Origin of the sequence: Bradyrhizobium canariense, assembly GCF_900105125.1 — a bacterium.
Lineage (GTDB): Bacteria > Pseudomonadota > Alphaproteobacteria > Rhizobiales > Xanthobacteraceae > Bradyrhizobium > Bradyrhizobium canariense_A.
Genome location: NZ_LT629750.1, coordinates 1,060,797 through 1,084,102, shown reverse-complemented (window position 1 = coordinate 1,084,102; position 23,306 = coordinate 1,060,797). Strand labels below are relative to the sequence as shown.

The following is a 23,306-nucleotide window of genomic DNA, read 5'->3' as shown; positions in this document are numbered from 1 at the left end:
ATGTTTTGAACGGCGGCGGAGGTGCAGCGATAGCGGCTCGGCGGAGCCTCAGCGCTGGCAAGACGATTGAAACCAATCGTGGATATCTTCGCCCGTCATCAAGGCGACTTCCGGCTTCGAGCAGATATGCTCGAGCGCTTCGCGAAGGTAACGCAGCCGGTGCGGCACGCCCATGATGTAGGGATGCACGACCAGCGCCATCACCCGTGCCGATGGCGCGGCATCGGCGTAGAGTTGGTCAAACTGATCAATGGCCCGGTCGCGATACTCGCTGGCCTTGTGATGCTGGATCAGCATCATGGCCACATCGTTGCATTCCTGCGTATAGGGAATGTTGACGATCGGGGTTGTGCGTGTTTTCAGGATTGTGGGCTGGTCATCGAGCACCCAGTCGCAGACATAGTGATAGCCCTCCTCCACCAGGAGGTCGGGCGTCTCCCAGGTCTCGGTGAGGCCCGGCCCTAGCCAGCCGCGCGGCCGCTTGCCGGTGAAGCGTTCGATCGCCTCGGCCGTCCTGCGGATATCCTCGCGCTCATTCTCGACCTTTTGCATGTTCTTCTGGCTGAAGCCGTGGCCGATGAATTCCCATCCGCGCTGGTGCGCGGCGCGCGAAATCGGTTCATAGGCCGTGATCGCGCTGCCGTTGATCGCCAGCGCCGGCTTGATCCGCAAGCGGTCGAACAGCTCGAGCATGCGCCAGAAGCCGACGCGGTTGCCGTATTCGTGCCAGGCCCAGTTGGGGATGTCGGGACTGGGCGACCCGCCCGCCGGCGGGGTCAGCACCGTCCTTGGCATGGGTTCACGCGGATTCCACTCTTCGACGTTGACGATGACCCACACTGCCAGACGATTGCCCGCCGGCAGTTTCAGCGCAGGCCGCTCCGATATCGGCGAAAAGGCGATGCGTTCGGTCGGCTGCATGTCAGATCTCCCGAGGTCCTATCGTGATTGTCAGCGGCGGCAGGTCGCCGACCATGCCTTCGACGCGGTCGCCGGGTTGCAGCGGCCCGACTCCGGCTGGGGTCCCCGTAAAAATGAGGTCACCGGGCGCCAGCACATATTGCATCGAGAGGTTGGCGATGATTTCCGGAACGTTCCAGATCATCTGTCGCAGGTCGCCTCGCTGCTTTTCCTTGCCGTTGACACGCAGTGCGATCTCGCCCGCGAGGAGATCGCCGATGTCGGCTCTTGGGTGGATTGGTCCGCACGGAGCGGACTGGTCGAACGACTTTCCCATCTCCCAGGGACGGCTCATGTCGCGCGCCTCGCGCTGGCGATCACGGCGCGTCAGATCGATGCCGATCGCGTAGCCAAAGACGTGGTCGAGCGCCTTGCCGGGCGCGATGGCGCGGCCGCCGCGGCCTACCGCTGCCACCAGTTCGATTTCAAACTGGAAATCCTGTGTGTCGAGCGGATAAGGCAACGCCGTGCCGCCCTGCACGATCGCATCGGTCGGCTTTTGAAAGAAAAACGGAGGGTCGCGCTCATCCCCTTCCTTCATCTCACGTATATGATCGACATAGTTGCGACCCACACAATAGATCCGCCGCACTGGAAATCGGGCGGCAGAACCTGCCACCGGAAGGCTGGTGGCCGGCACTTCAAACAGTAATTCGGTCGAGGCGGTGATTGGCATCATGTCCGTCTTTGGAGGCTCTTGCCGGTCATTTTGTACACAATTATCTTATGGTCAAGCAAATTGTACACACTTCTGAAGACGAGCTGAGATGGCCAGGATGCTCGAAGGCGTGGAGGAAGCTCTTATGGAAGATCAGCCCAGTCGGGTTCCCGAAACGCCCCGCCCGGCCTCGATTGTCGAGCGCCTTCGGCGCGCTCTGATCGAGCGCGACTTCGAGCCCGGCGAGCGTCTCAATGAACTGCATCTCAGTCGCCGCTACGCCACGTCGCGGACGCCGATCCGCGCCGCGCTGCACATGCTCGCCGGTGAGGGCCTGCTGGACTACGCCGTCAACCGGGGTTTTCGGGTCAGGCCGTTTGCGCTCTCCGATATCGTGGACGCTTACGATATGCGTGCGCTTGCGGAGGGAATGGCTGCGAGGCTCGCGGCTGAACGCGGTTTGAGCCAGATCGTGCGGAACAAACTGGAGCGGGCTCTCGAAAGCGGAAACGCGGCGTTATCGAGCGAGGCCGGTCTCGATGCGCAGCGCGCGGCCTATGCCGAGATGAACGAGGTGTTTCACACCACGATCCACGAAGCGGCCGCATCCGCGCTGATCCACGACGTGGTGCGGCTGTGTCACCGGGTACCGCAAGCGATCGCCGGCAACGTCACCGTATTCGATCTCGAAGACGCGCGAGCCCGGCACGCGCAGCATCATCGAATCTATGAATTAATCCTCTGCCGCGAGGCGGCCGAAGCCGAAGCCCTGATGCGCGCGCATGTGGCAAGCGTCAAAGCCGGAATCGTCCGCGCCTATACCCGCAAGGATACCGCGAAATCATAGAGCTACGGCGCGGCAGCCGCTTTAGCTCACCATCTCGACCCGGCCATCGCCGAGCCGGTAGATGCCACCCACCACCTTGAGCTTTTTCTGTTCAACCGCGGCGCTCAGGATCGGCGTTGCCGAGCTCAGCTTGGCGACGTTGTCGATCACATTCTGCCGGATCGCCTTGCCAAGCGTGTCGCCGCCCTGTTGCGAGACCGCCTTCACCGCCGGTGCGATGCCTTCGACCAGCGAGGGCATGTGTCCCGGCAGCGTGGTGTTGTCCTTGAGCGATTTTATCGTCGCATCGACCGCGCCGCAGCTATCGTGGCCGAGCACGAGGATCAGGGGCACGCCGAGCACCGCGACGGCATATTCCATGCTGGCGATGGTATCGTTATTGGCGAAATTTCCGGCCACGCGGCAGACAAAAAGATCGCCCCGGCCGCTATCGAAGGCATATTCGGGCGCGATACGTGAATCGGCGCAGCTTAAAATGCCTGCATACGGGTTTTGGCCTCCGGCCAACGCTTCCCGTTCGTGCTTGAAGTCGTGACGCCGCGATACGCCCTTGACGTAACGTTTATTGCCCTCCCGCAAACGCTCGAGCGACGCATCCGGCGACAATACGTTCTGTGGCTTCGGGGGCGTCTTCGCTTCCTTGGCTTCCTTGGCTTCCTTGGCGCCGGCCGCGCGCCCCAACAGCAGCCCGATGGTCGACGCTGCGAGCAGAATAGCGGTGCGCCGTGACGGCGCGTGCGGATCAAGCGAGGTTTCGCGGCACATTTCGCACATTGAAATCACCCTCCTCTTGCGGGTTACAGCGTCTGCACGTCGACCACGCCCGTGACTGCCTTGATCGCGCCCGCGATCTGCGGGGAAACCTTGAAGCGGCCCGGGAGCTTCATTTCCACCTCGGTTTCAAGGTCGAGCATCATCACCAGCGACACATCGCCATCCGCGCCGCCGGTCGGAAGCACCGGTTTCGCCTGAGGCCCGCGCGCCGATCCGCCCGGCGGCGGAGCAGCCTCCGGCATGTTGAGCCGCCTGGCAATCGATTCCAGCGGTTTGGTGTCTCGCACGAAGATCCGCAGGCCTTTCTGGGTTTTGGCCGCGGCATCGTCCAGTGGCTCGGCGTGCAGCACCCGCGCGCGGACGTCCTCGCCCTGCAATTCGGCCCCGAGCTGCAGCAATACCGCAGCCCCCGGCTCCAGCACATCGCGATATTGCGCTAGCCCTTCGGAAAACAGCACGGCTTCGAAATGGCCGGTCGGGTCCGACAGACCCATGATGCCCATCTTGTTGCCAGTCTTGGTGCGCCGCTCCATGCGCGACACGACCGTGGCCGCAACCTTGCCCGCGGTCGCGCCGGTCTTTACCGCGCGGGAGAACTCGGCCCAGGACTGCACCCTCAAGCGCTTCAGCACGGTGGCATAGTCGTCGAGCGGATGGCCCGAGAGGAAAAATCCGATGGCGTCGTATTCGCGCCGCAGCCGTTCCGCCGGCAGCCATGGCTCGACCTGCGGCAGCATGATGGTCGGCGCGTCGGCCGCGCCGCCGAACATGTCGTTCTGTCCGAGCGTGGCGGCCTCGTGGCTGCGCTGGCATGCGGCCAGGATTGCGTCCGCGCCGCCGAACACCCGCGCCCGATTGGAATCGAGCGTATCGAATGCGCCAGCGGCGGCGAGGCTCTCGATGACGCGCTTGTTGACGGCGCGCGGATTGACCCTTGATGCGAAATCGGCGAGCGAGGTGAACAGGCCGCTCCGTCTTGCCTCGACGATCAAGTCGATCGCCTGCGAGCCGACGCCCTTGAGCGCCGCCAGTGCGTAATAGATGGTATTGCTGCCGACTTCGAACGTTGCGCCGGAGCGATTGATCGAGGGCGCTTCGACCTTGATGCCGAGCCGCTGCGCTTCGGCGCGAAATTCGCTGAGCTTGTCGGTGTTGTTGAGTTCGAGCGTCATCGACGCCGCCAGGAACTCCACCGGATAATGCGCCTTCATGTAGGCGGTGTGGTACGACACCAGCGCATAGGCCGCAGCGTGGCTCTTGTTGAAGCCGTAATCGGCGAATTTCGCCAGCAGTTCGAAGATCGTGTCCGCCTGCCCTTTCGGCACGCCGTTCTTGACCGAGCCGGCCACGAAGATCGCGCGCTGCTTTTCCATCTCGGCGCGGATCTTCTTGCCCATCGCACGGCGCAACAGGTCGGCGTCGCCGAGCGAATAGCCCGCCATCACCTGCGCGATCTGCATCACCTGCTCTTGGTAGATGATGACGCCGAAGGTCTCCTTGAGGATCGGCTCGAGCATCGGATGCAGATATTCCGGCTCTTCGTCGCCATGCTTGCGGGCGCAATAGGTCGGGATGTTTGCCATCGGGCCGGGGCGATAGAGCGCCACCAGCGCGATGATGTCCTCGAAACGGTCAGGCCGCATGTCGACCAGCGCCCGCCGCATGCCCTGGCTTTCCACCTGGAACACACCGACGACATCGCCCTTGGCCAGCATCTGGTAACTGGGGGCATCGTCGAGCGGCAGCGTTGTGAGATCGACCTCGACGTCGCGCTGCTTGAGCAGCTTTACCGCGACATCCAGAACCGTCAGCGTCTTGAGACCGAGAAAGTCGAATTTGACGAGGCCTGCCGGCTCAACCCATTTCATGTTGAACTGGGTCACCGGCATGTCCGATTTCGGATCGCGGTAGAGCGGCACCAATTCGCTGAGCGGCCGGTCGCCGATGACGATGCCCGCGGCGTGCGTCGAGGCGTGCCGGGTCAGGCCTTCGAGGCGTTGCGCCACGTCAAAGGCGCGCGCCACCACCGGATCCTCGTCGCGAAACGCCTGCAGCTTCGGCTCGCTCTCGATTGCAGCCGCCAGCGTCACCGGCGCCGCGGGGTTTTGCGGCACCAGCTTGGTCAGCTTGTCGACCTGCCCATAGGGCATCTGCAGCACGCGGCCGACGTCGCGCAGCACACCGCGCGCCTGCAGCGTGCCGAAGGTGATGATCTGCGCCACCTGATCGCGGCCGTAGCGCTGCTGCACATAATCGATCACCTCGCCGCGCCGGTCCTGGCAGAAGTCGATGTCGAAGTCGGGCATCGACACGCGTTCCGGATTGAGAAACCGCTCGAACAGCAGGCCAAACCGGATCGGGTCGAGGTCAGTGATGGTCAGCGCATAGGCGACCAGCGAACCGGCGCCGGAGCCGCGGCCCGGTCCGACCGGAATGCCTTGCGCCTTGGCCCATTTGATGAAGTCCGCGACGATCAGGAAGTAACCCGCATAATTCATGCGGGTGATGACATCGATCTCGAAGGCTAGCCTTGCGTGGTAATCTTCTTCGGTCATGCCCTGCGACAGGCCATGGATCCTGAGCCGATTGCTGAGCCCGTGCTCGGCCTGACGACGCAATTCGGCCGCCTCGTCGCTTTGCGCATCTGCGGCATTGGCGCCCGCGCCGACCGTGAACCGCGGCAGAATGGGTTTGCGGGTTTTCGGCCGGAACGAGCAGCGCTCGGCGATCTCGACGGTGGACGCCAGCGCTTCCGGGATGTCGGCAAACAGCACCGCCATTTCGGCGCGGGTCTTGAAGCGGTGATCCGGCGTCAATTGATCGCGATCGGTTTCGGCGATCAGACGACCGCCCGCGATGCACAGCAGCGCGTCATGGGCTTCGTAATCGTCGACGGTCGCGAAATACGGCTCGTTGGTCGCGACCAGCGGAATGCCCTTGGCATAAGCGAGATCGATCAGGCCGCCTTCGGCGCGGCGCTCCTTGTCGATGCCGTGACGCTGCAATTCGATATAGAGGCGGTCTGCAAACAGGCTCGCCAGCCGGTCGCAGCGCGACGCGGCGAGCGCCGCCTGATCGGCCGATATCGCGAGCGAGATCGGCCCCTCGGGCCCGCCGGTCAGGGCAATCAAGTCTTCGGCGTCACCGTCCAGCCATTCGAACTTGATGTGCGGGGCTTGATGGATCGGCGTCTCCAGGAACGCCCGCGAGTTCAACCGCATCAGGCTGCGATAACCGCGTTCGCGGGCCGCCAGCAGCACGATCCGCGTCGGGCCTGCGGCCAGCGCATTGCGCGCGTTCGGATCCTGGTCGCCGAAATCCACCGCCAGTTCGCAGCCGACGATCGGCTGGATGCCGTAACCTGCGAGCTTGTCGGAAAACTCCAGCGCCCCGAACATGTTGTCGGTGTCGGTGAGCGCCAGCGCCGGCTGGCGGTCGGCCTTGGCCAGTTCGGCAAGCTTCTGGATCTTGATCGACCCCTTCAGCAGCGAATAGGCCGAATGAACGTGAAGATGAACAAATCCAGCGTTGGGCATGGTCGCGGGCGGCTTCTGCGTTATGGGCGGGAGCGTATCGGCTCCAGCGGTGGCCTCTATGGAGGTGCGAGCCGCCTCAAAGGCCGACTCGCCGCCCAATGGTGAAGCCCCGAGCTTAAGCTGTCCACGCGGAACGCGCGATTAAAGCCCGCCGTCCCGCTTATCCCCAATGGCTCTTCGGCCCCTCCGCCCGGGTCCGCCCGTCGTTCCTCAGAGCTGGGAAATCAGCTGCGCCCAGACCGCGATCATCCCGACAAACAGCGTAATCGACGCCAGCGCTGCCGCCTCTTCCACGAATATCCTCAACATATCCGCCTCCCTGATGATGGAACATAATAAGAACATTGTTCCTTTTTTGTTCTCAGAGTCAAGCGTCGGTAGTGGGTCAGTTTGGAAAATAACCCCTGTGGTTAATTCTTGACGGCGCTCTACCTCCCCGCGATTCCGAGAAGGAACATGTTATGCAATTTGAATGGAAGGTTTTCTCAAATGGCTCCGAACATACGGAGTCCTGGGGTCAGCGGCGGCTACCACCGTCGCATTGCTCGCAGCAAATTGGGTGGTTGCCGTGACGGTAGCCGCCAGTATTTATGTGGGGCTTTCTAGCTGGGCGATTGATTTTGTTCATCGTCCCGACGTGAGAGCAGCAACATTTGTTTTTTTGGTGCTTCTCTGGACGTATATCGGCTTCACGGTTTTGATAGATCGCCGTAGGGCTCGCATTGTAAAGTCTGAACAAGATTATCGCTATGGCTTAACCTTTGAGGGATTCCAGCCGATTGCGGGACCTGATTTTGACCATGATGACAGCGAGCTTCGTTTTGGAATTTTAGTTAGGAATTACAGCTCTGGACCCATCAAATACACGTTGGATGATTTAGACGTTAGAATCGGAAATCGCGCCCTACCCCACCTTCTGAAGGGTGTACTGTTTGGCTTTATGGCGAGGGGAGCTGGCCGAACCTCATATAGCCCGGCGTTTAAGCGGAGTGATTTCAAGCAACTTGTCGGCCAGCAACTTGAAGGAACCGCGAAGTTCACAATTGTCTATGGCCATCCCGAACGACCTCCTGTTCGGAGGCTAACGATTTCATTGAGTATTATTTTGATGATACCGGAGTCCGGGCCATTCGGGTTTGGTAGCAGCATTTTGGAAGAAATAGATGTTGCAATCACCTAACGTCGTTCTAGCAGCCAACCCTGTGATTTCTCCTTAATCCATTGCAGCGCGTCGGACTCCTTCTCAAATCCGAAGATCGTATCGACCTCGCCGCCGCGCCACATGACGCTCACGGAATGGCCCTTACCGATCTGGTACTGGCGGACCACGAATTGATATTCCGGCTTGAAGTTGGACAGTTCCCACTGCTCAAGCATTTCCACAATATCGGACACTTCCCAGAGCTTGTCTGACACGCCGGCAGCCATTGCGGGCGTTACCTTGAGCGTTTGGTGGATACGGACGAAATTATAATACATCGTATGAAGCGCAATCGCGGCGGCGTGGTTTTCGACCTTCTTTGAGAAGGCATTCGTCAACCGGGTGAAGCGGCGCATGTGCATCCGCATGGTGAGGTTCGAACGCTCCACGTAGGACGTGCTGATGTGCTTCTTATCGGGCGAGCCGATCTTCGGCTCCTTGCGGGCACCGATGCACTTGGCGGGGCTGTAACGGACTTCCGCCTGCGGGTCCGCGCCATACAGCTTGATCAGCATGGCGTAGTCCACGTCATCCCCGAAGTTCGCATCAACGGCGGTCAGGTACGGCCCATGTCCATCACTGGTTAGCTGGACGCGGTTGGCAAGACGGTCCCGCAGATCGCCCGTGAACGTCAGGGCGCTGTCCAGGGTCCGGTCAGCGAGCAGCCAGCTAACGATCAGCTTGGTATCGGCACAGATCGCGGTCCACGTCCAAACGTCGCCAGCGGTCTCCGGAGCGGCTTTGGCACCCTTCACGTTGGCAGCCTTGGCGTAAACGAACGACCAGATTTCATCCATCTGGACGCGCTTGCAGGGCAGCTTGCGAAGGGTCTTGTCCTGATAGGCGGCGCAGGCGTGACCGGCCTCAACCAGCAGCTTTGCAACCGTGTTCTTGCTGCATCCGGTCAACCGGGTCACGGCGCGGATCGATTGCCCCTCGCAAAGAAGGTGGAGGATTTGAGCACGGGTCTTTCGGTCCAGCTTGTTCATAACCGGACAATATGACCCCTATGCTTGACTGTCAAGCATCAAGTGTCAGTTTGAGCGGTTTCTTGGTCTGGTTCACCTTGCGGCGGTTCTTCCGTCACCTTTGGAATCTCCACCTTTGATTCTGCCGCCTTTTTTGCACTTTCGTCGATATACGCACGAATCACGCCATACGCCTCTTGGCGAGCAACCGCATCTTTTGCCGCCGTGCTTTGAATAAGCCGATCTAAGGTCGCCAAATCGTCAGGGGTCAGGGCGTAAATGGGATGGCCCGGGCGGATCACCACCATATCGGTTTGCTTGCCAACGCCCGCAGCGGCCTCTGCGAGTGTTTTCGCAGAATAGGTCAAGAATAGAGTTCTTTCGACCGGCCACCTCTTTTCAAATTTTGCCAGCATGAATTGAGATGATGCGTGAGGTTCGCCGATTCCAATAGCCCCAAAAAATGCCGTATCCAAACAGGTTGCAATTCCTGGATCATGAATCCTGAATATGTGAGCGCCCGTGTTGTCGATGCCGGTGATGATTGCATCTGAACCTATCGTGGCGTTCAGCAGTTTATTGGTGAGGTCAAATGCAAGATCCTGAAACATCTCATTTTGCTTGATCAAAAAATTATCGAGATTCAAATTGAGTGGGGCTAGAAATTGTTTTTCGGCGCGTTTTCTGCGGTAAATACCGAATTCCTCGGCATACATTTCAGCTATTTCCTCGACAAAAACATTGTTTCTTTCGGCAACGGCTGTTTTGATCCGCGCCATAACCCGAGGAACCACGCTCGCGTGAAGCTGCATGTCTCCTGCGAATAGCCCCACCGTCTGGGACGCCATATAGATGATTTTGGTTTGCTCTGGTTCGTATTCCAGATCGTTGATTGTGATCATCCGATCGGATGCGCAAACTACTATGGGCGGCTGGTCTGGCCCAAGATTACACACCGCCGCGATACAAACTGTCATGGGACGCCCCCGCCTAGGAGGCGACGATGATGCTAGCTCTAAGCGGTCTTTACAACCTACCCGATAACGCGGGCTTATTTGCCCTTGGGTGATTTCCAACGTTTTTCGGCTGCCGAGCGGGCTATTGCGCTGCGACGCTCTGGAGACAGCGCTTCCGCTCGTGCCTTTCCGCCCTTCAGGCCGCCGCTGCGGGCGAACTCCACTGCCGGGGTATCCGACGCACGGGTTGGCTCCGTGGCCTGCCGAGTGGCTATATCCACGATCAATTTCCCCAACTGATTGGGGTCGCGGGGCCGCTTGGGAGTCTTTGTCGTCATTCGACAAATATGCCCCGTTGGTCGGCGGTTTTCCAGTCTCAAGCTCTGCCATATTCAAACTGACCCACTACCCAAGCGTCGGTAGTGGGTCAGTTTGAAAACTGACCCTGAAATAAAAGGCTTGGTTAATGCGAGGATCTTTACGGCTTTAGCTCTCGTGCGCTGGTGCGTTGTTTTCGTAATCAGCGGATGCCAGCCCGCTTGCCAGATCACTGGTGAACGCCAAAGCGACGTCGGTCAGGCTTCTCCCCTGCCGCAATATCGATAATCGACTTGGCGAGCTGGTTGAGGTCGCTAGGGCGTTTGAGGAGTTATTCCAGGCTCCTCATCAGCTTCTCAATGTAATTGTTTATGGCGTCGGCAAGACGGAGCTGGATGCCGGAGGCCTCATCACGATGCGCCTGTACGACAGATTGCACGTGCTCCAGCGCGGCCCTTTGTTCTGGCGCAGGAGTCACTGCCACCATTTCATTAAGGGCGGTTTCTGCCAACGGCACGCCGTTAGTGTCACCCTCCGTCATCAGCGGGCGCAAAACCGATGTGCATTTGTTGATGTGTTCCATTTGCTGAATATGCGCCCGGAGCCGCCCCTTTTCCACCCGGAACTCTGCCACAACTGACCCACTACCCAACGGACGGTAATGGGTTGGCTGATCGTTGACGGGGCATAACGCCGCATCGGCGACAGAAGTGAATTTAGGCCTCAATTGGAGGCCACCCTGCGGCAATGAGAAAAGCCGTTATCTGCTCGCTTGTTGCCGCCGCGCTCATCGCGCCGCCAGCCGTCGCTCATACGTCCATTGGGACCATGTTAAGGGATGCCAGCGTCGATCATGACCTCGACAGGATCAGAATTAATTTCCTGAAGGCTCAGCGGCGGATTGACGCCGAGGATTTGAGTCGCGCCAACGGGAAGGTTGATCTCACTGACCCTGCTCAAGGAGCCAAGCGCGCGACCTCCCCGTAATCAATTTCCAGCGCATCAACCCTTTTTCCAACCGCGCCAAAGTCAGACACGTCCAACCGCGCTTCCCGGTTATCGGCAAGACATCCCGGCTGACATGGAACCCCAGAAGCCGCATTGCGTCACTGGTTCGGCCAGCCTGTTCAGGCGGTGTGGAGCGAGAGCGTGAAGCTCGTCGCGGAAAACCAACAGAATGGCGGCCGCCAGGAGGAGCACTGACAGGAGGATCGCAGGTCGTATTCGCATTTCCCCTGTATGCCCTCCTGCTCATCCCTTTTCCAGTCCGAAAGTCCGCCACAATCAGACTGACCACCTCGAGACGCCTGGTCATCTCCGGTATTCATGAACGTGAGTTGACGGGAACCCGCCCACCCGGTTTGGGTTGCTTTCGAAGGAATCAATGCACAACCGGCCACGGCCGAAGGGAGACTTTCATGCGTAATGTCGTACTGGCTTTGCTGGCCGCGAGTGGGCTGGCGATACTCGGCACCGCACCGGCTGCCGCCGTCGGCACCCGCTATCCGTTTTGTATTCAAGGCGACGAATATCCGGGTCTCAGCTATTGCACCTATACGAGCTACGAACAGTGTCAGGCCTCTGCCTCGGGACGTAACCTCTATTGTATCGCCAACCCCTACTATAACCCGGGCGCCCCCGTCGGCGAGCCGCGCGGCTATCACGGCCGTTATCGCGTTCAGCCCCCCGGCTATTACTGATCGCGCGACGGCGCCGGGAACTCCGGCGCAACGAATTTGTAAACCCAGCGCGGGCGTGAATTGACCGGGAATAAGCAGGCCATTCGGCTGTTGTCCTGAATGTACCGGTCAAAATCATCAACGGAGGACGCAAATGCGCTGGTTTTTGTCGGCCCTGATCGCGATCGGCTTCATTTTTACCGTCGACATAGCGCCGGCCGCTGCCGGCGGAGCGCCTTTCTGTCTCAAGGGTTGCGATTTCGGCGGTGGCAGTGGCCTAGGCGATTGCAGCTTTTCAAGCTATGCGCAGTGCCAGGCGTCGGCCTCCGGCCGCGACGCCAGTTGCGCCGCTAATCCCTATTTCAGCGCCAACGCCGAACTGCAGCCCAATCGCAGCCACCTGTCGCGACGGAGATATTGATGCGCCTTCCTGTTCTGGCGATGTTAGTGATCGGCGTGGCCTCGGTGAACGCGCCGGCACGAGCCCAGACCTACAGTCCGGATTATCCGGTTTGTCTGCATGTCTATGGCCCGGTCACGTATTACGAGTGCCGGTACACGTCACTGCCGCAATGCGCTGCGACAGCTTCAGGTCGCGCGGCGCAATGCGTCGTCAATCCGTATTTCGCCAACCCCTATCCCTATGAGGGCGTGCCGCCGCTGCGGCGCCACCGCCGGCATCATCACTCATATTAGCGTTGGCGCCCGCTAGTCGAGTTCGATGACCCGGCCGGCTTCAAGCGACACCCGCCGGTCCATCCGGCCCGCCAGTTCCATGTTATGGGTCGCGATCAGCATGCCCACCTGGGTCGCCTTGACCAACTGCATCAGCGCGCGGAACACGTGATCGGCGGTATGCGGATCGAGATTTCCGGTCGGCTCATCGGCGAGTAGAACCTTCGGTGCGTTGGCAACGGCGCGCGCAATCGCGACACGCTGCTGCTCGCCGCCTGACAACTCCGCCGGCCGGTGCTTGATGCGATCGCCAAGGCCGAGATAGGCCAGAATTTCGGTCGCGCGCTTGACGGTTTCGGAGCGCTTGAGGCCACGGATCATCTGCGGCAGCATCACGTTTTCCAGCGCGGTGAATTCCGGCAGCAGGCGATGCGATTGATAGACAAAGCCGATATCGGTGCGGCGGATCTGGGTTCGCTCGACATCGGATAAGCCTGATGTCGCGGTGCCCCCGACATAGACTTCGCCATCGTCGGGGCTTTCGAGCAGGCCCGCAATATGCAGCAGCGTCGATTTGCCCGAGCCCGACGGCGCCACCAGGGCAACGGACTGTCCCGCCCACAACGCGAGCTTGGCGCCGTCGAGGATGGTCAGTGTCGTCTCGCCTTGCACGTACTGCCGTTTTATATCGTGGAGATAAACGACCGGTACATCCCCCGCCCCCTGCGCCATCTTCCCCTCACTCGTACCGGAGCGCTTCGACAGGATCGAGGCGCGCGGCACGCCACGACGGATAAAGCGTGGCCAGGAAGGACAGCGTCAGCGCCATGATCACGACGGCGCTGGTCTCGCCGAAATCGATCTCGGCCGGCAGCTTGGACAGAAAATAAAGCTCCGGCGAAAACAGTTCGGTGTTGGTGAGCCAGGACAGGAATTCCCGGATCGATTCGATATTCAGGCAGACCACCATGCCGACCAGAAAGCCTGTCAGCGTGCCGACCACGCCGATCGAGGCACCGGTGATCAGGAACACCCGCATGATCGATCCCTGCGAGGCGCCCATGGTGCGCAGGATCGCGATATCGCTGCCCTTATCCTTCACCAGCATGATCAGGCCTGAGACGATATTGAGCGCCGCGACGAGAACGATCATCGTGAGGATCAGAAACATCACGTTGCGCTCGACCTGGAGCGCATTGAAGAAGGTCGCGTTGCGTTGCCGCCAGTCCACCAGGAATATCGGCCGTCCCGCCGCCTCGGTGACGGATTTTCGAAAAGCGGCGATCTTGTCGGGGTTGTTGGTGAACACCTCGATCGCGGTCACGTCATTGTTGCGATTGAAATAGGCCTGCGCCTCGCTCAGCGGCATGAACACGAAGCTTGAATCATATTCCGACATGCCGATCTCGAACACCGCTGATATCTTGTACGGCTTGATCCGCGGTGTCGTGCCCATCGCAGTCACAGCACCTTTCGGCGAGACCAGCGTGATGCTGTCTCCGGCGTGCAGCGACAGCTGGTCGGCAAGCCTGCGGCCGATCGCGACGCCCTGCCCGTCGTCGAATCCTTCCAGCGTGCCTTGCTTGATGTTCTTGGCGATTGAGGTCAGATTATTGAGATCGTCGGCACGGATGCCGCGAATGAAGACGCCGGCCGCATTGAACGGCGATGATCCCAGTCCCTGACCATCCACGACGGGTGCGGCGAGACGTATGCCCGGAACCTGGCTGATGCGATCGGCGACGTCCTTCCAGTCGGTCAGCGGCGATTCCAGCGGCTGCACCAGAAGATGTCCGTTGAGCCCGAGGATCTTGTCCAGCAGCTCCTTGCGGAAGCCGTTCATGACCGCCATCACGATAATCAACGTGGCGACGCCGAGCATGATGCCCAAAAAGGAAAAGCCGGCGATGACCGAGATGAAGCCTTCCTTGCGGCGCGCGCGCAAATAGCGTCCCGACAGCAGCCATTCGAATGGCGCGAAAGGTGGTGTCCGTACTGGCTCGCTCATGGCTTCATCCATAGCTCGATTTTCATACGATTTAGGCTTTACGAGTGTCTTCAATCGTTTCCCACTGGAATCTTTAGGTTTCCCAAAGGGCTTCCCAACTCGTTTTCAGGGGGAAAACAGAAAAAGGCGGCGAAAATCGAGCCGCCGCCTTTCTATCCGATTCGGTTAGACCAAAGAGCTATTTCACCCGCCGGAGCTTCCGTCGGAGCCTTCTGGGGCGCCTTCTTCACCGGCGGTACGCAACGACCTTCTTGATCGCGATTTGTCCGCATGCCGGGCTTGATCGTTCGCGATCCGTCGGACTTCTCGCAGCTTCGTGAACTTGACGCTTCGCGCACCCGGCAGGAGCGCGCAAGCTGTGCGATCGGAGCGCTACACGCTTTAATACTTTATGGCGCGGCCCAGCTCGCGGCCTGAGTCGTTTCCGGCGCATCTTTCAGACAGTGCCGAGCAGCCTGGATTTCAGCGTCGGTGGCCCCATGGCTGCGAGCCCATGCCTCGGCGGCCGGAGCCGAGTATTTGGCGACGTAGAACCGAACCAGGGTGCAGGAAGCACGATGCAGGAGACCCGACTGCCCACGCGCCTGGGCCTGCGGAGCCAGCCCCAAGCACATCGCAACGACGCATACACCGCGTGACCACATCATCCCGCCCCCGACTCCAACAACACCCGGCTATTCGATTAGGTTGTATCGACTGGCACGTGTCAATCGAACTTCACCTCTATCCGCCATTCTTTCCGATAGATGATGCGATCGCGCCCGTCGCGGGCGGCCCGAAAGTAACCTTGACCGGTAGGGTTAAATTCGAAAGCGCTTTGCCACCGCGCATGATCGGCGTCATCTGTTCCAGCGTGGAACTTATTTTGGTGCGGCGTCATTTTTAAAAAGTGATTTCCCGATGGATTATCACGAGTTCACAAATCACAGCCTGACGATGATGTATTTCGGTGCTCGCGGGGCACTGGCTGCTGATGACGAACTGAACAGGTTAGGCGAACAAGCCCGGTTTCGCGTGCGCGAAACGCCGAGCTGGAAAAGGCATGTCGCCGATCTGGAAGTCGAGATGTTCAGGCGTGGAATGATCTTTGAAGTGATCGAATGGACAGAGGATGATCACGGGGCTTCGGAAGCAATCCCGCCGCCTGATGTCACGGCCGCAGCCCCAGGAAGCCCGTAGCGGCGTCTACCGATATTACTTTGCCTTTGTTATTTCGCCTTGCCGAGCTTCTTGCCGAAAAAGCCTATTGCAACGATCGATCCGATAAGTACGGCGGCGATCACCGCCACGCCGCGAATTTGCGAGCGTGAAAAGCCGAGATCATCACGGGCAATATAGTCGAGCAGGATCGCCACGTAGGCAGCGACGCAGACCGCGCTCGATATCGTGAAGAAGCTTATCCTCTTGTCCATCGTCCGCTCCGCTCTACGACGTCGCCGTCAACGATAACCCGAAGTCGCGGATTGCGGATGTGAATGGGTTCACACATGGCTGCCGCTCCGAGAGCGACAGCGTCGAAACCGGGGCGCACATTGTGGCCGTCATGATAGATCTTCGCTCGCCAACGACAGAGTATCAGGAGGCGAGCCGCGCCAGCACGTCCGCAGGGCTCAGATTCTCCCGCGACCCGTCGCTGCGCCGCTTGAGCTCGACCTTGCCTTCGGCGAGACCTTTCGGGCCGACCAGAATCTGCCAGGGAATGCCGATCAGATCGGCAGCGGCGAATTTGGCGCCGGCGCGCTGGTCGGTGTCGTCGTACAGGACGTCGACACCCCTGTCCGACAACTCGCGATAAAGCTTTTCACAGGCCGCATCGGTGTCTTCCGCGCCCTGCTTGAGATTCAGGATCGCCACCCTGAACGGCGCGACCGCTTCCGGCCATTTGATGCCGGCATCGTCATGGCAGGCCTCGATGATGGCGCCGACAAGGCGCGACACGCCGACGCCGTAGGAGCCGCCATGGATCGGGACGTCGACACCGTCGGGGCCCGCGACCATGGCTTTCATCGCGTCGGAATATTTGGTGCCGAAGTAGAAGATCTGGCCGACCTCGATGCCTCGGGTCTGCACCTTCTTCTCAGCCGGCACTTCGCGGTCGAAACGATCCGCGTCATGGACGTCTTCGGTCGCGGCATAGACCGAGGTCCACTGCTTGATAATCGGGGTGAGATCGCCGTCGTAATCGACGTCCTCGCCGGGCACCGGCAGGTTGAGCACATCACTGTCACAGTAGACCGCGGACTCGCCGGTCTCCGCGAGCACGATGAATTCATGGCTGAGATCGCCGCCGATCGGGCCGGTTTCCGCACGCATCGGGATCGCCTTCAATCCCATCCTCGCAAAGGTACGCAAGTACGCCACGAACATCCGGTTGTAGGATCGCCGCGCCGCTGCCTCGTCGATATCGAACGAATAGGCATCCTTCATCAGGAATTCGCGTCCGCGCATCACGCCGAAACGCGGGCGCTGCTCGTCGCGGAATTTCCACTGGATGTGATAGAGATTGAGCGGCAGGCTTTTGTAGGACTTCACATAAGCGCGGAAAATCTCGGTGATCATTTCCTCGTTGGTCGGCCCGTACAGCAATTCGCGCTTGTGGCGGTCGGCGATGCGCAGCATTTCCGGACCGTACGCATCGTAGCGGCCGCTTTCGCGCCAGAGATCGGCCAATTGCAGCGTCGGCATCAACAGTTCCAGCGCACCGGCGCGGTCCTGTTCCTCACGCACGATCTGCTCGATCTTCTTCAGGACCCGAAAGCCCAGCGGCAGCCAGGCATAGATGCCCGCCGCCTCCTGCCGCATCATGCCCGCGCGCAGCATCAAGCGATGCGACACGATCTCGGCCTCCTTCGGATTCTCTTTAAGGATAGGCAGAAAAAACCGCGACAGTCGCATGGGTACACTCAAGGAATCGGGGAAACGGGAGAGGCCAGCAGTGAAACCGGATCGGTTGGGAAAACACAAGGGCGGCCGTGGCAAAAGCCGCTGGCGCAGCGGATTTCCGGCCCCGTGCCAGTCACCTTGACGGTGAGATTAAGGCACGAGCGCGTCGCAAACCGGCTGTCGGAATAAAGCCTTAGGAGGTTTTTCTAACGTCGGGGCACATCGAGTTCATCTTCCAGCGCAACCTTCTTGAAGTCCGTGACCAGAGCCTCGATCCGCATGTGCCAACGGCCGGGATAAGGGAGCGGCACATCGCGAACATGCCAGTAGCCATCATCTCCCAGCGTCGCCGGACGCTCGAAAGGCTCGATGCCGCGCTCGGGAAGGCTGAGGATGAGCGTGGCTTCCTTGGCGGGAAGCGGGCTCGCGTCGCCCTGCATCAGTTGCAGCACGAAGCTATCGGTGCCGACCTTGCCTGGTGAGACCAGAACCTGAAACATGGCATCCTCGGTATGGATATGGATCGCGAGCGGAGCCTCAAGGGCCGCAGCCAGCGCACGCGGAGGTGGCGTGAAGCGCCAGCCCGCGACAGCTGCGAGAATTGCTGCCGCGACGAGGTATTCGAGCAGGATCGATCGAACCAGCGGTTGCGTCGCTGATGGAGCCGCGGCGAGCGCCGGCGTCAGACGAAAACGGTTGAGGGCCGCCAGCCCCAACAGCACGATGACGAGCGATAGCTTGATCGACAGGAGCAGCCCGTATGGGGTCTCGATCAGGGCGCGGAAACTCTCGAGCTGAATGATCGCGAGCGTAAGTCCGGTCAGCACCAGTACGCCCACCACCGGCACGGCGGCGCGCGAGAACCGGTTCAAGATGGGCAGCACGACCTGCTTCGGCCGTGCTGTCATCGCCACCAGCGGCGCGAAGGCCCCCACCCAGAACGCGACGCCGACGCCGTGCAGAAACACGGTCGGCCGGGTCAGCCATTGCGGCGGCGCGGTCGCGGCGTGTCCGCTCGCTGCCAGCGAAATACCGACGCCGGCCATCGCAAGCATCGCGAGCGTGCGGGCCATGCCCGCCGACCTCATTCGCAAGGCAATCAGGGCTGCACCCATCGCCACGACGGCCACCGCGAGCGACGGCGCCAAACTGGTGGCGAGCGCGGCCTGCCACGGGGCCAACGTCAAGGCGTCGCCAAGCCTGAGATTCAGCGCGTCGAGGCCCTGCAGCCCCAGCGATGCCACCGCGCTGACAAGACCGATTGCGAGGGCAACGACGATGATGGTCGAGGCGGCACGCGCCCGGCCAATCCAACGGACAAAAAACACCCCGCCGACACCCGCGAACAGCCCGAGATAGACGCCGATCCGTGCCAGCCAGATCAAGCCTGCGACCAGGCTGGAGCCAGTCGGCGCAGCCTGTGCTCCCGTGACCTCGCCGATCGAAAAGACCAGCGATCCGCCGACGGGATGCCCGTCTTGCGAGATCACGCGATAGCTGACGACCTCAGTCCCCCGCGGCAAATTCTCGGGCAGCGTAATGAAGATGGATTCGTCGACCGCCCTCACCGTCACGTCGTCGCGCGTTTTACCAGAGGCATCGATCAGGCTGATCACGGCGGGTGCCACGCTCTCGTTGAAGCGTAATTGCACCACCTTCGGCGCCACCGCCACAACGCTGCCGTCACTAGGTTCCGCCGAGACCAGCGAGGCGTGCGCGAATGCGCCGGTCGCAAAGCAGAGAACCCACAGCAGCGTGGCGAGACCGGCGATCAGGCGCATCGTCGAGCCCAACCTCAAGGTTTTGCGAGCAGTTTCACGCCCGGTGCCGGCCATTTGCTGTCATGGGCGTGGGCGGGATCAGCCGGAATATCGATCCAGCGGCTGGTTCCCTGCTCGCATTCCTGCACCGTCGGGAAATACAGCATGGTGTCTGGCTTCAGGGCGCCGGTCAGGAAAGTGCTGAGGACGAATTCATCGTAGAAATCGTCCGGCAGCTTGCCGCCGCTCCACACCACCTCCGTGACGCCCTCCGTCAGTTTGGCGCCGTGAAAGTCGTATTCGGCGGCATATTTGCCCTTCACCGCCTCGACGTTCCAGCCGGGCTTCGGCATCGGCTTCACGTCGATCACCCCTTCGGGGATCTGCACGCGGATCTTGGTCGTGGCCGAACCGGAACAGCCGTGCGGCACGACGAATACCGCCTTGTAGGATGAGCCGATGGTCGCCTGGCGATTTTCCAGCGTGATATGGGCGGTTGCCGATGACGCCGTGAGCGTTACGACCGCGACGGCGCCGAGAAAACGTAAATGGTTGGTGTTCGACATCATCGGCCTCACATCTTCATCCCGGGTGACATCTTCTTCATATCCATGCCGCCGCCCGACGCACCGCCGGGTCCTTGCGCGCCGATGCCCTGGACATCGAGCGAGACTTTTACATCACCCGCTTTTTCGAACTTGAGCGTGACCGGCAGCTTGTCGCCCTGCTTGAGCGGGGCCTTGAGATCGAACAGCATCAAATGATTGCCGCCCGGCGCCAGCTTCACGGTCTTGCCGGGATCGATGGTCAGGCCCTTGTCGAGCGGACGCATCGTCATCACGCCATTGTTCGTGGCCATTTCATGGACCTCGACCTTGCCCGCAATGTCAGCCGAAACGCCGACGAGACGATCCGGCGTCGAGCCCTTGTTCTCGATGGTCAGATAGCCGCTGCCGATTTTTGCGCCGTTCGGTGTAGCGCGGCTCCAGGCCTGGGTGATCACGAGATCGCCGGCCTTGACCTCTTCGGCGCGCGCGGGCGCGGTCAGCAAAGTCGCGAGCAAGAAGGTGGAGGCGAGCATTCGTACGATGGAAGTCATGGGATGTCCTTTTTGTTATCGGTCAGGTCTAGAAGGTATATTTTCCCGCGAGCACGTAAGTCCTGCCGGGGAACGGATGGAACAAGAAGTACTGCTCGTTGAAGACGTTATCGATGCCGAAATCGAACGCGAAATTCTGCGTCGCGTTGTAATGTATCTTCATGTCGGCAACGACGTAGTTGTCGAAGGCGCCGTAGACATGCGAGATGATGTCGGTGTTATCGAGCGTCGAGTATTGCTTGCCGCTGTAGCGAGCGGCAACCGTGAACGCCCATTTTTCGTTTGGCCGGTAGGTCACGCCGGCTCGCGCGCGCCAGTCCGGGACATAGGGAACCCGCTTGCCGACGACGGTGTCCGGTAAACCCGTTAAGGGATTGGTCCCGGCCCAGGTGGGATCTGACAGGATGCGTGAATCAACATACGTCATGCTGCCGAACAATTGCAGACCGCTGATCACCACATTGTCCTTTTCCGCCGATAGTTCAACACCCTGCATCCGGATCGCGGCTACGTTGCCGACCGTCGTCGTCGGTACTTGAGCGCCCGTGGTCGGGTTTGTGGCAAGATTGGTTTGAGAAATGATTGCGTTGTTGGTTCTCTCTTCAAAGAGGGTCAGGCGGACGCGGCCGTCGTTCCAGTGACGCTCGATGTTAAGCTCGCCGTTGAGATCTTGCTCTGGTGTGAGATTGGGATTGGCGAAGGTCGCTAGCCCACCTACCGATATGCTCTGGTAAAGCTCCGCGACCGTGGGATACCGGTAGGCCTCTCCGAAGTTGGCCGTGATATTCCAATCTTTGTTAGGGTCGTAGGACAGTGACGCTTTTGGCGAGAAGTTGGTCGACTGCAGGTTCGGCTGACTGATCGAGGCGGTGGAGGTAATGGCGCCCGCGGCACTCGTCGTCGTATTCAGGTTGTACCCATTTATTGCTTCCCAGGATTCAAGCCGCCCGCCCAGCGTTAGCTTCAGATTAGGCACGATCTTCCAGGCGTCCTGGACCCATACAGCCTTCGTCCACGTCTCACCCTCGCCATCGGAATACAGCTGGCCAGTGCCCGTTGACGAGGTCGCGTTCCAGACCGACGACGCGTACACGGGGTTTTCAAGTTCATACCGATCGACGTGAGTTCCGAAGCTGATTTCTTGCGGACCGTCATAGCCGTATGGCCGCCAGATGCCCTTGGCATCGGCGTTCTGCCAGTTAGTCCCATCCATCCGCGTGATTTTACCATTCAACGAATAGCCCGTTCCCGTCGCGGCGACGGTGAAAGGATTGAGCTGTGTGTCCTGCAGATAGTTGTAGGAGGATGCAGAAACATCGAAGTCAAAAACGCCCTTGGTGTCGCTCCTGATCGCCACCGCGTTGCTGAGATGGGTTTCGTCCCAGATGTACTTGTTGCTGGCGAAGCCGGTAATCCCAGCGAAGGTCGGTGCACCGGTTGCTGTCGAAGTCAGGTAGGTCTGCGGATTGGAGGTCTGGTTATTGTTCCAGATTCCAAGCGAATAGGTCATTTGCACCAACGGTGTAATATCATAGGCCAGTCGCAGATTCGCGTTTGTCTGCAACGAGTGCGCCAGAGCACCTGTTCCAACAACGTCGGCGGGAAGGCCCTGTTTGTTCAATGCCGGGAAAGCCCCGGTCGTGCCAGCCGGGATCGTTGCATTGGTCGTGTACGTCAGTGGCTGTTGATACGAGTCCTGGTAATTGACGCTGAGCAACCATGACAGATTGCCGACACGATTACCCGCGGCGGCGCTGGTCAGACTGCTCGCATATGTGTCCTTGGTGCCATACTGATTCCACGGCATCACCGACACCGTTTCCTTTGCCGTGGCAAAGGCATGGTCCGGCATTTTTGAGGTGATCAGCAGCACCCCGCCGATCGAATTGCCCGGATAGGCGGCGGCAAACGGCCCATCGAGGAAGTCGATCCGACCAATGCCTTCTGTCGGAATCAAATTCCAGTGTGGCGAGCCGTTCGTATTGTTGTTGTTGATGAGCGCTGAAATTAGCAGGTTGTCATAGTAGATCAGGGTCCGCGCGCTCGAATTGAGTCCCCAGGTCCTTGTCGCCAGCACTGCTTGATTGTCACCATCGTTTCGTTTGCGCACGAACAAGCCAGGGAAGTATTTGACGGCATCTTCCGGGTCCTTGAGATTGATCGTCTCGTCAATCTGCTTGGCCGTGATGCTGTAGGACTCCTGCGGAAGCTGAAATCTCTGTTTGATCGGGGGTGTCGCCAGCGACGCAGTGACGCCGCTGCCATCGCCCTGCGGGGCTGGCGGGTTGGTCGCCACGGTCGCCACGGGCTTGCGACGCCGCACCGCCGCAGCGCTGCTGCGCTGGGCCGGCTTTTTCGCGGAACGAATGGCTTGCCGCTGGCTCGGCGCTTCGACGGTTACGGGTGGCAGCGTCTGATCTGCCGTCTGAGCTTTTGTCATCGAAGGAATTGCGGAGAGCGCGCTGCAAAGCACAAACGTGCTTGCGCCACTCAAGGCACGGTAACGAAACATCTGGTAATCCTGACGCTGGCATTATCGCCAGCTTGTTGAACTGCACCAATCGGCGCGGCAGCGGCCGCACCAACCGTTCGGGTGTTCGCTGGGTCAGGAAAACGACGGTGGGGCGCGGGCCTGGGAATTGGAACCGACGCGAATGGTCGGCATCCTCTCCGCGGCTTCCAGCCAGGAAACGCGTTGGTATTCGCGTTGCAGGCTTACAAAAATAAGCGGGGGCGGATTGACGGCAACCGCGCCGCCATGGCCGGCAGCGCAAAAGGCACAGCAATCTCCGTGCTCATGCTGCGTCTTGGCAGGGGCGGTCTGAGTGTCCGCAGAGGCAGACATGTCAGAACAGATCGTCGACATATAGAGGGGGTCATTGGCGGCGAAAGCGAACGCGCGAAATGCCGCGATTGGTGCAAATAACTGCACCAGAACCGCCAACAAAACGATTGGAATAAGTATCTCCAGCCGCCGACGCATG

At 60.1% G+C, this 23,306-nt stretch carries 23 protein-coding genes; 7 read left to right on the top strand and 16 right to left on the bottom strand.

Annotated features, from left to right (window positions below):
• Positions 1 to 48 precede the first annotated feature (48 nt).
• On the bottom strand, positions 49 to 921 hold the full coding sequence (locus BLV09_RS05405; protein WP_146686554.1) for a polysaccharide deacetylase family protein: 873 nt from the start codon (positions 919 to 921) through the stop codon (positions 49 to 51).
• A 1-nt stretch (position 922) separates the two neighbouring features.
• Positions 923 to 1,636 (bottom strand): fumarylacetoacetate hydrolase family protein, encoded by a 714-nt coding sequence (locus BLV09_RS05400; protein WP_146690995.1) that lies wholly within the window; start codon positions 1,634 to 1,636, stop codon positions 923 to 925.
• Between the two features lie 91 nt (positions 1,637 to 1,727).
• Between BLV09_RS05400 and BLV09_RS05395 the strand changes: the two genes are divergently transcribed.
• Positions 1,728 to 2,465 carry a GntR family transcriptional regulator gene (locus BLV09_RS05395; RefSeq protein WP_146686553.1) on the top strand — a complete coding sequence of 246 codons (738 nt, stop codon included), beginning with the start codon at positions 1,728 to 1,730 and terminating at the stop codon, positions 2,463 to 2,465.
• A gap of 21 nt (positions 2,466 to 2,486) precedes the next feature.
• Here BLV09_RS05395 and BLV09_RS05390 read toward each other — a convergent pair whose 3' ends face one another.
• Complete coding sequence (locus BLV09_RS05390) at positions 2,487 to 3,239, bottom strand: carbonic anhydrase (RefSeq protein WP_146686552.1); 753 nt, start codon at positions 3,237 to 3,239, stop codon at positions 2,487 to 2,489.
• Positions 3,240 to 3,262: 23 nt separating this feature from the next.
• Positions 3,263 to 6,775 carry a DNA polymerase III subunit alpha gene (gene dnaE / locus BLV09_RS05385; protein WP_146686551.1) on the bottom strand — a complete coding sequence of 1,171 codons (3,513 nt, stop codon included), beginning with the start codon at positions 6,773 to 6,775 and terminating at the stop codon, positions 3,263 to 3,265.
• A 472-nt stretch (positions 6,776 to 7,247) separates the two neighbouring features.
• Between dnaE and BLV09_RS05380 the strand changes: the two genes are divergently transcribed.
• On the top strand, positions 7,248 to 7,955 hold the full coding sequence (locus BLV09_RS05380) for a hypothetical protein (protein ID WP_100382071.1): 708 nt from the start codon (positions 7,248 to 7,250) through the stop codon (positions 7,953 to 7,955).
• Here the strand turns inward: BLV09_RS05380 and BLV09_RS05375 are convergent.
• The 3 genes from BLV09_RS05375 to BLV09_RS05360 form a co-directional block, all read right to left on the bottom strand.
• Positions 7,952 to 8,965: a helix-turn-helix domain-containing protein gene (locus BLV09_RS05375; RefSeq protein WP_100382072.1), complete on the bottom strand. Its 1,014-nt coding sequence runs from the start codon at positions 8,963 to 8,965 to the stop codon at positions 7,952 to 7,954. The genes BLV09_RS05380 and BLV09_RS05375 overlap by 4 nt on opposite strands.
• A gap of 38 nt (positions 8,966 to 9,003) precedes the next feature.
• Positions 9,004 to 9,921: a hypothetical protein gene (locus tag BLV09_RS05370; protein ID WP_146686550.1), complete on the bottom strand. Its 918-nt coding sequence runs from the start codon at positions 9,919 to 9,921 to the stop codon at positions 9,004 to 9,006.
• A 628-nt stretch (positions 9,922 to 10,549) separates the two neighbouring features.
• Positions 10,550 to 10,852: a hypothetical protein gene (locus tag BLV09_RS05360; RefSeq protein WP_100382075.1), complete on the bottom strand. Its 303-nt coding sequence runs from the start codon at positions 10,850 to 10,852 to the stop codon at positions 10,550 to 10,552.
• Between the two features lie 113 nt (positions 10,853 to 10,965).
• Here BLV09_RS05360 and BLV09_RS36985 point away from each other — a divergent pair, with 113 nt between their 5' ends.
• The 4 genes from BLV09_RS36985 (at position 10,966) to BLV09_RS05345 (ending at position 12,593) form a co-directional block, all read left to right on the top strand.
• Positions 10,966 to 11,205, top strand: a complete 240-nt coding sequence (locus BLV09_RS36985) for a hypothetical protein (RefSeq protein WP_100382076.1) — start codon at positions 10,966 to 10,968, stop codon at positions 11,203 to 11,205.
• Between the two features lie 431 nt (positions 11,206 to 11,636).
• Positions 11,637 to 11,918 carry a DUF3551 domain-containing protein gene (locus BLV09_RS05355; protein WP_100382077.1) on the top strand — a complete coding sequence of 94 codons (282 nt, stop codon included), beginning with the start codon at positions 11,637 to 11,639 and terminating at the stop codon, positions 11,916 to 11,918.
• A gap of 133 nt (positions 11,919 to 12,051) precedes the next feature.
• On the top strand, positions 12,052 to 12,318 hold the full coding sequence (locus BLV09_RS05350; RefSeq protein ID WP_100382078.1) for a DUF3551 domain-containing protein: 267 nt from the start codon (positions 12,052 to 12,054) through the stop codon (positions 12,316 to 12,318).
• Entirely contained in the window at positions 12,318 to 12,593 is a 276-nt protein-coding gene (locus BLV09_RS05345) for a DUF3551 domain-containing protein (RefSeq protein WP_100382079.1), read from the top strand. The genes BLV09_RS05350 and BLV09_RS05345 overlap by 1 nt, the downstream gene beginning before the upstream one ends.
• A gap of 12 nt (positions 12,594 to 12,605) precedes the next feature.
• On the opposite strand, the gene BLV09_RS05340 is transcribed toward BLV09_RS05345, so the two are convergent.
• The gene (locus BLV09_RS05340) at positions 12,606 to 13,304 is read right to left on the bottom strand and encodes an ABC transporter ATP-binding protein (RefSeq protein WP_100382080.1); all 699 of its coding nucleotides are present in this window, start codon (positions 13,302 to 13,304) and stop codon (positions 12,606 to 12,608) included.
• 7 nt (positions 13,305 to 13,311) lie between these two features.
• A complete protein-coding gene (locus BLV09_RS05335) occupies positions 13,312 to 14,592 on the bottom strand; it encodes a lipoprotein-releasing ABC transporter permease subunit (protein ID WP_146686548.1) in 1,281 nt (426 codons plus the stop codon).
• Between the two features lie 888 nt (positions 14,593 to 15,480).
• On the opposite strand from BLV09_RS05335, the gene BLV09_RS05325 reads away from it, so the two are divergent.
• A complete protein-coding gene (locus BLV09_RS05325; protein ID WP_174556527.1) occupies positions 15,481 to 15,759 on the top strand; it encodes a hypothetical protein in 279 nt (92 codons plus the stop codon).
• Between the two features lie 29 nt (positions 15,760 to 15,788).
• Here the strand turns inward: BLV09_RS05325 and BLV09_RS05320 are convergent, their stop codons facing one another.
• From BLV09_RS05320 to BLV09_RS05290, 7 genes are all read right to left on the bottom strand, one after another.
• On the bottom strand, positions 15,789 to 15,992 hold the full coding sequence (locus tag BLV09_RS05320) for a hypothetical protein (protein WP_100382083.1): 204 nt from the start codon (positions 15,990 to 15,992) through the stop codon (positions 15,789 to 15,791).
• A gap of 163 nt (positions 15,993 to 16,155) precedes the next feature.
• Positions 16,156 to 17,475, bottom strand: coding sequence for a proline--tRNA ligase (proS, locus tag BLV09_RS05315; protein WP_146686547.1), 1,320 nt, complete (start codon positions 17,473 to 17,475; stop codon positions 16,156 to 16,158).
• A 194-nt stretch (positions 17,476 to 17,669) separates the two neighbouring features.
• On the bottom strand, positions 17,670 to 19,244 hold the full coding sequence (locus BLV09_RS05310) for a copper resistance CopC/CopD family protein (protein WP_146686546.1): 1,575 nt from the start codon (positions 19,242 to 19,244) through the stop codon (positions 17,670 to 17,672).
• A 14-nt stretch (positions 19,245 to 19,258) separates the two neighbouring features.
• Positions 19,259 to 19,789, bottom strand: a complete 531-nt coding sequence (locus BLV09_RS05305) for a YcnI family copper-binding membrane protein (RefSeq protein WP_146690994.1) — start codon at positions 19,787 to 19,789, stop codon at positions 19,259 to 19,261.
• A gap of 8 nt (positions 19,790 to 19,797) precedes the next feature.
• Positions 19,798 to 20,322, bottom strand: a complete 525-nt coding sequence (locus tag BLV09_RS05300; protein ID WP_146686545.1) for a copper chaperone PCu(A)C — start codon at positions 20,320 to 20,322, stop codon at positions 19,798 to 19,800.
• Between the two features lie 28 nt (positions 20,323 to 20,350).
• Entirely contained in the window at positions 20,351 to 22,834 is a 2,484-nt protein-coding gene (locus BLV09_RS05295; RefSeq protein WP_146686544.1) for a TonB-dependent receptor, read from the bottom strand.
• A gap of 93 nt (positions 22,835 to 22,927) precedes the next feature.
• The gene (locus BLV09_RS05290) at positions 22,928 to 23,305 is read right to left on the bottom strand and encodes a DUF2946 family protein (protein WP_146686543.1); all 378 of its coding nucleotides are present in this window, start codon (positions 23,303 to 23,305) and stop codon (positions 22,928 to 22,930) included.
• Position 23,306: the final 1 nt, after the last annotated feature.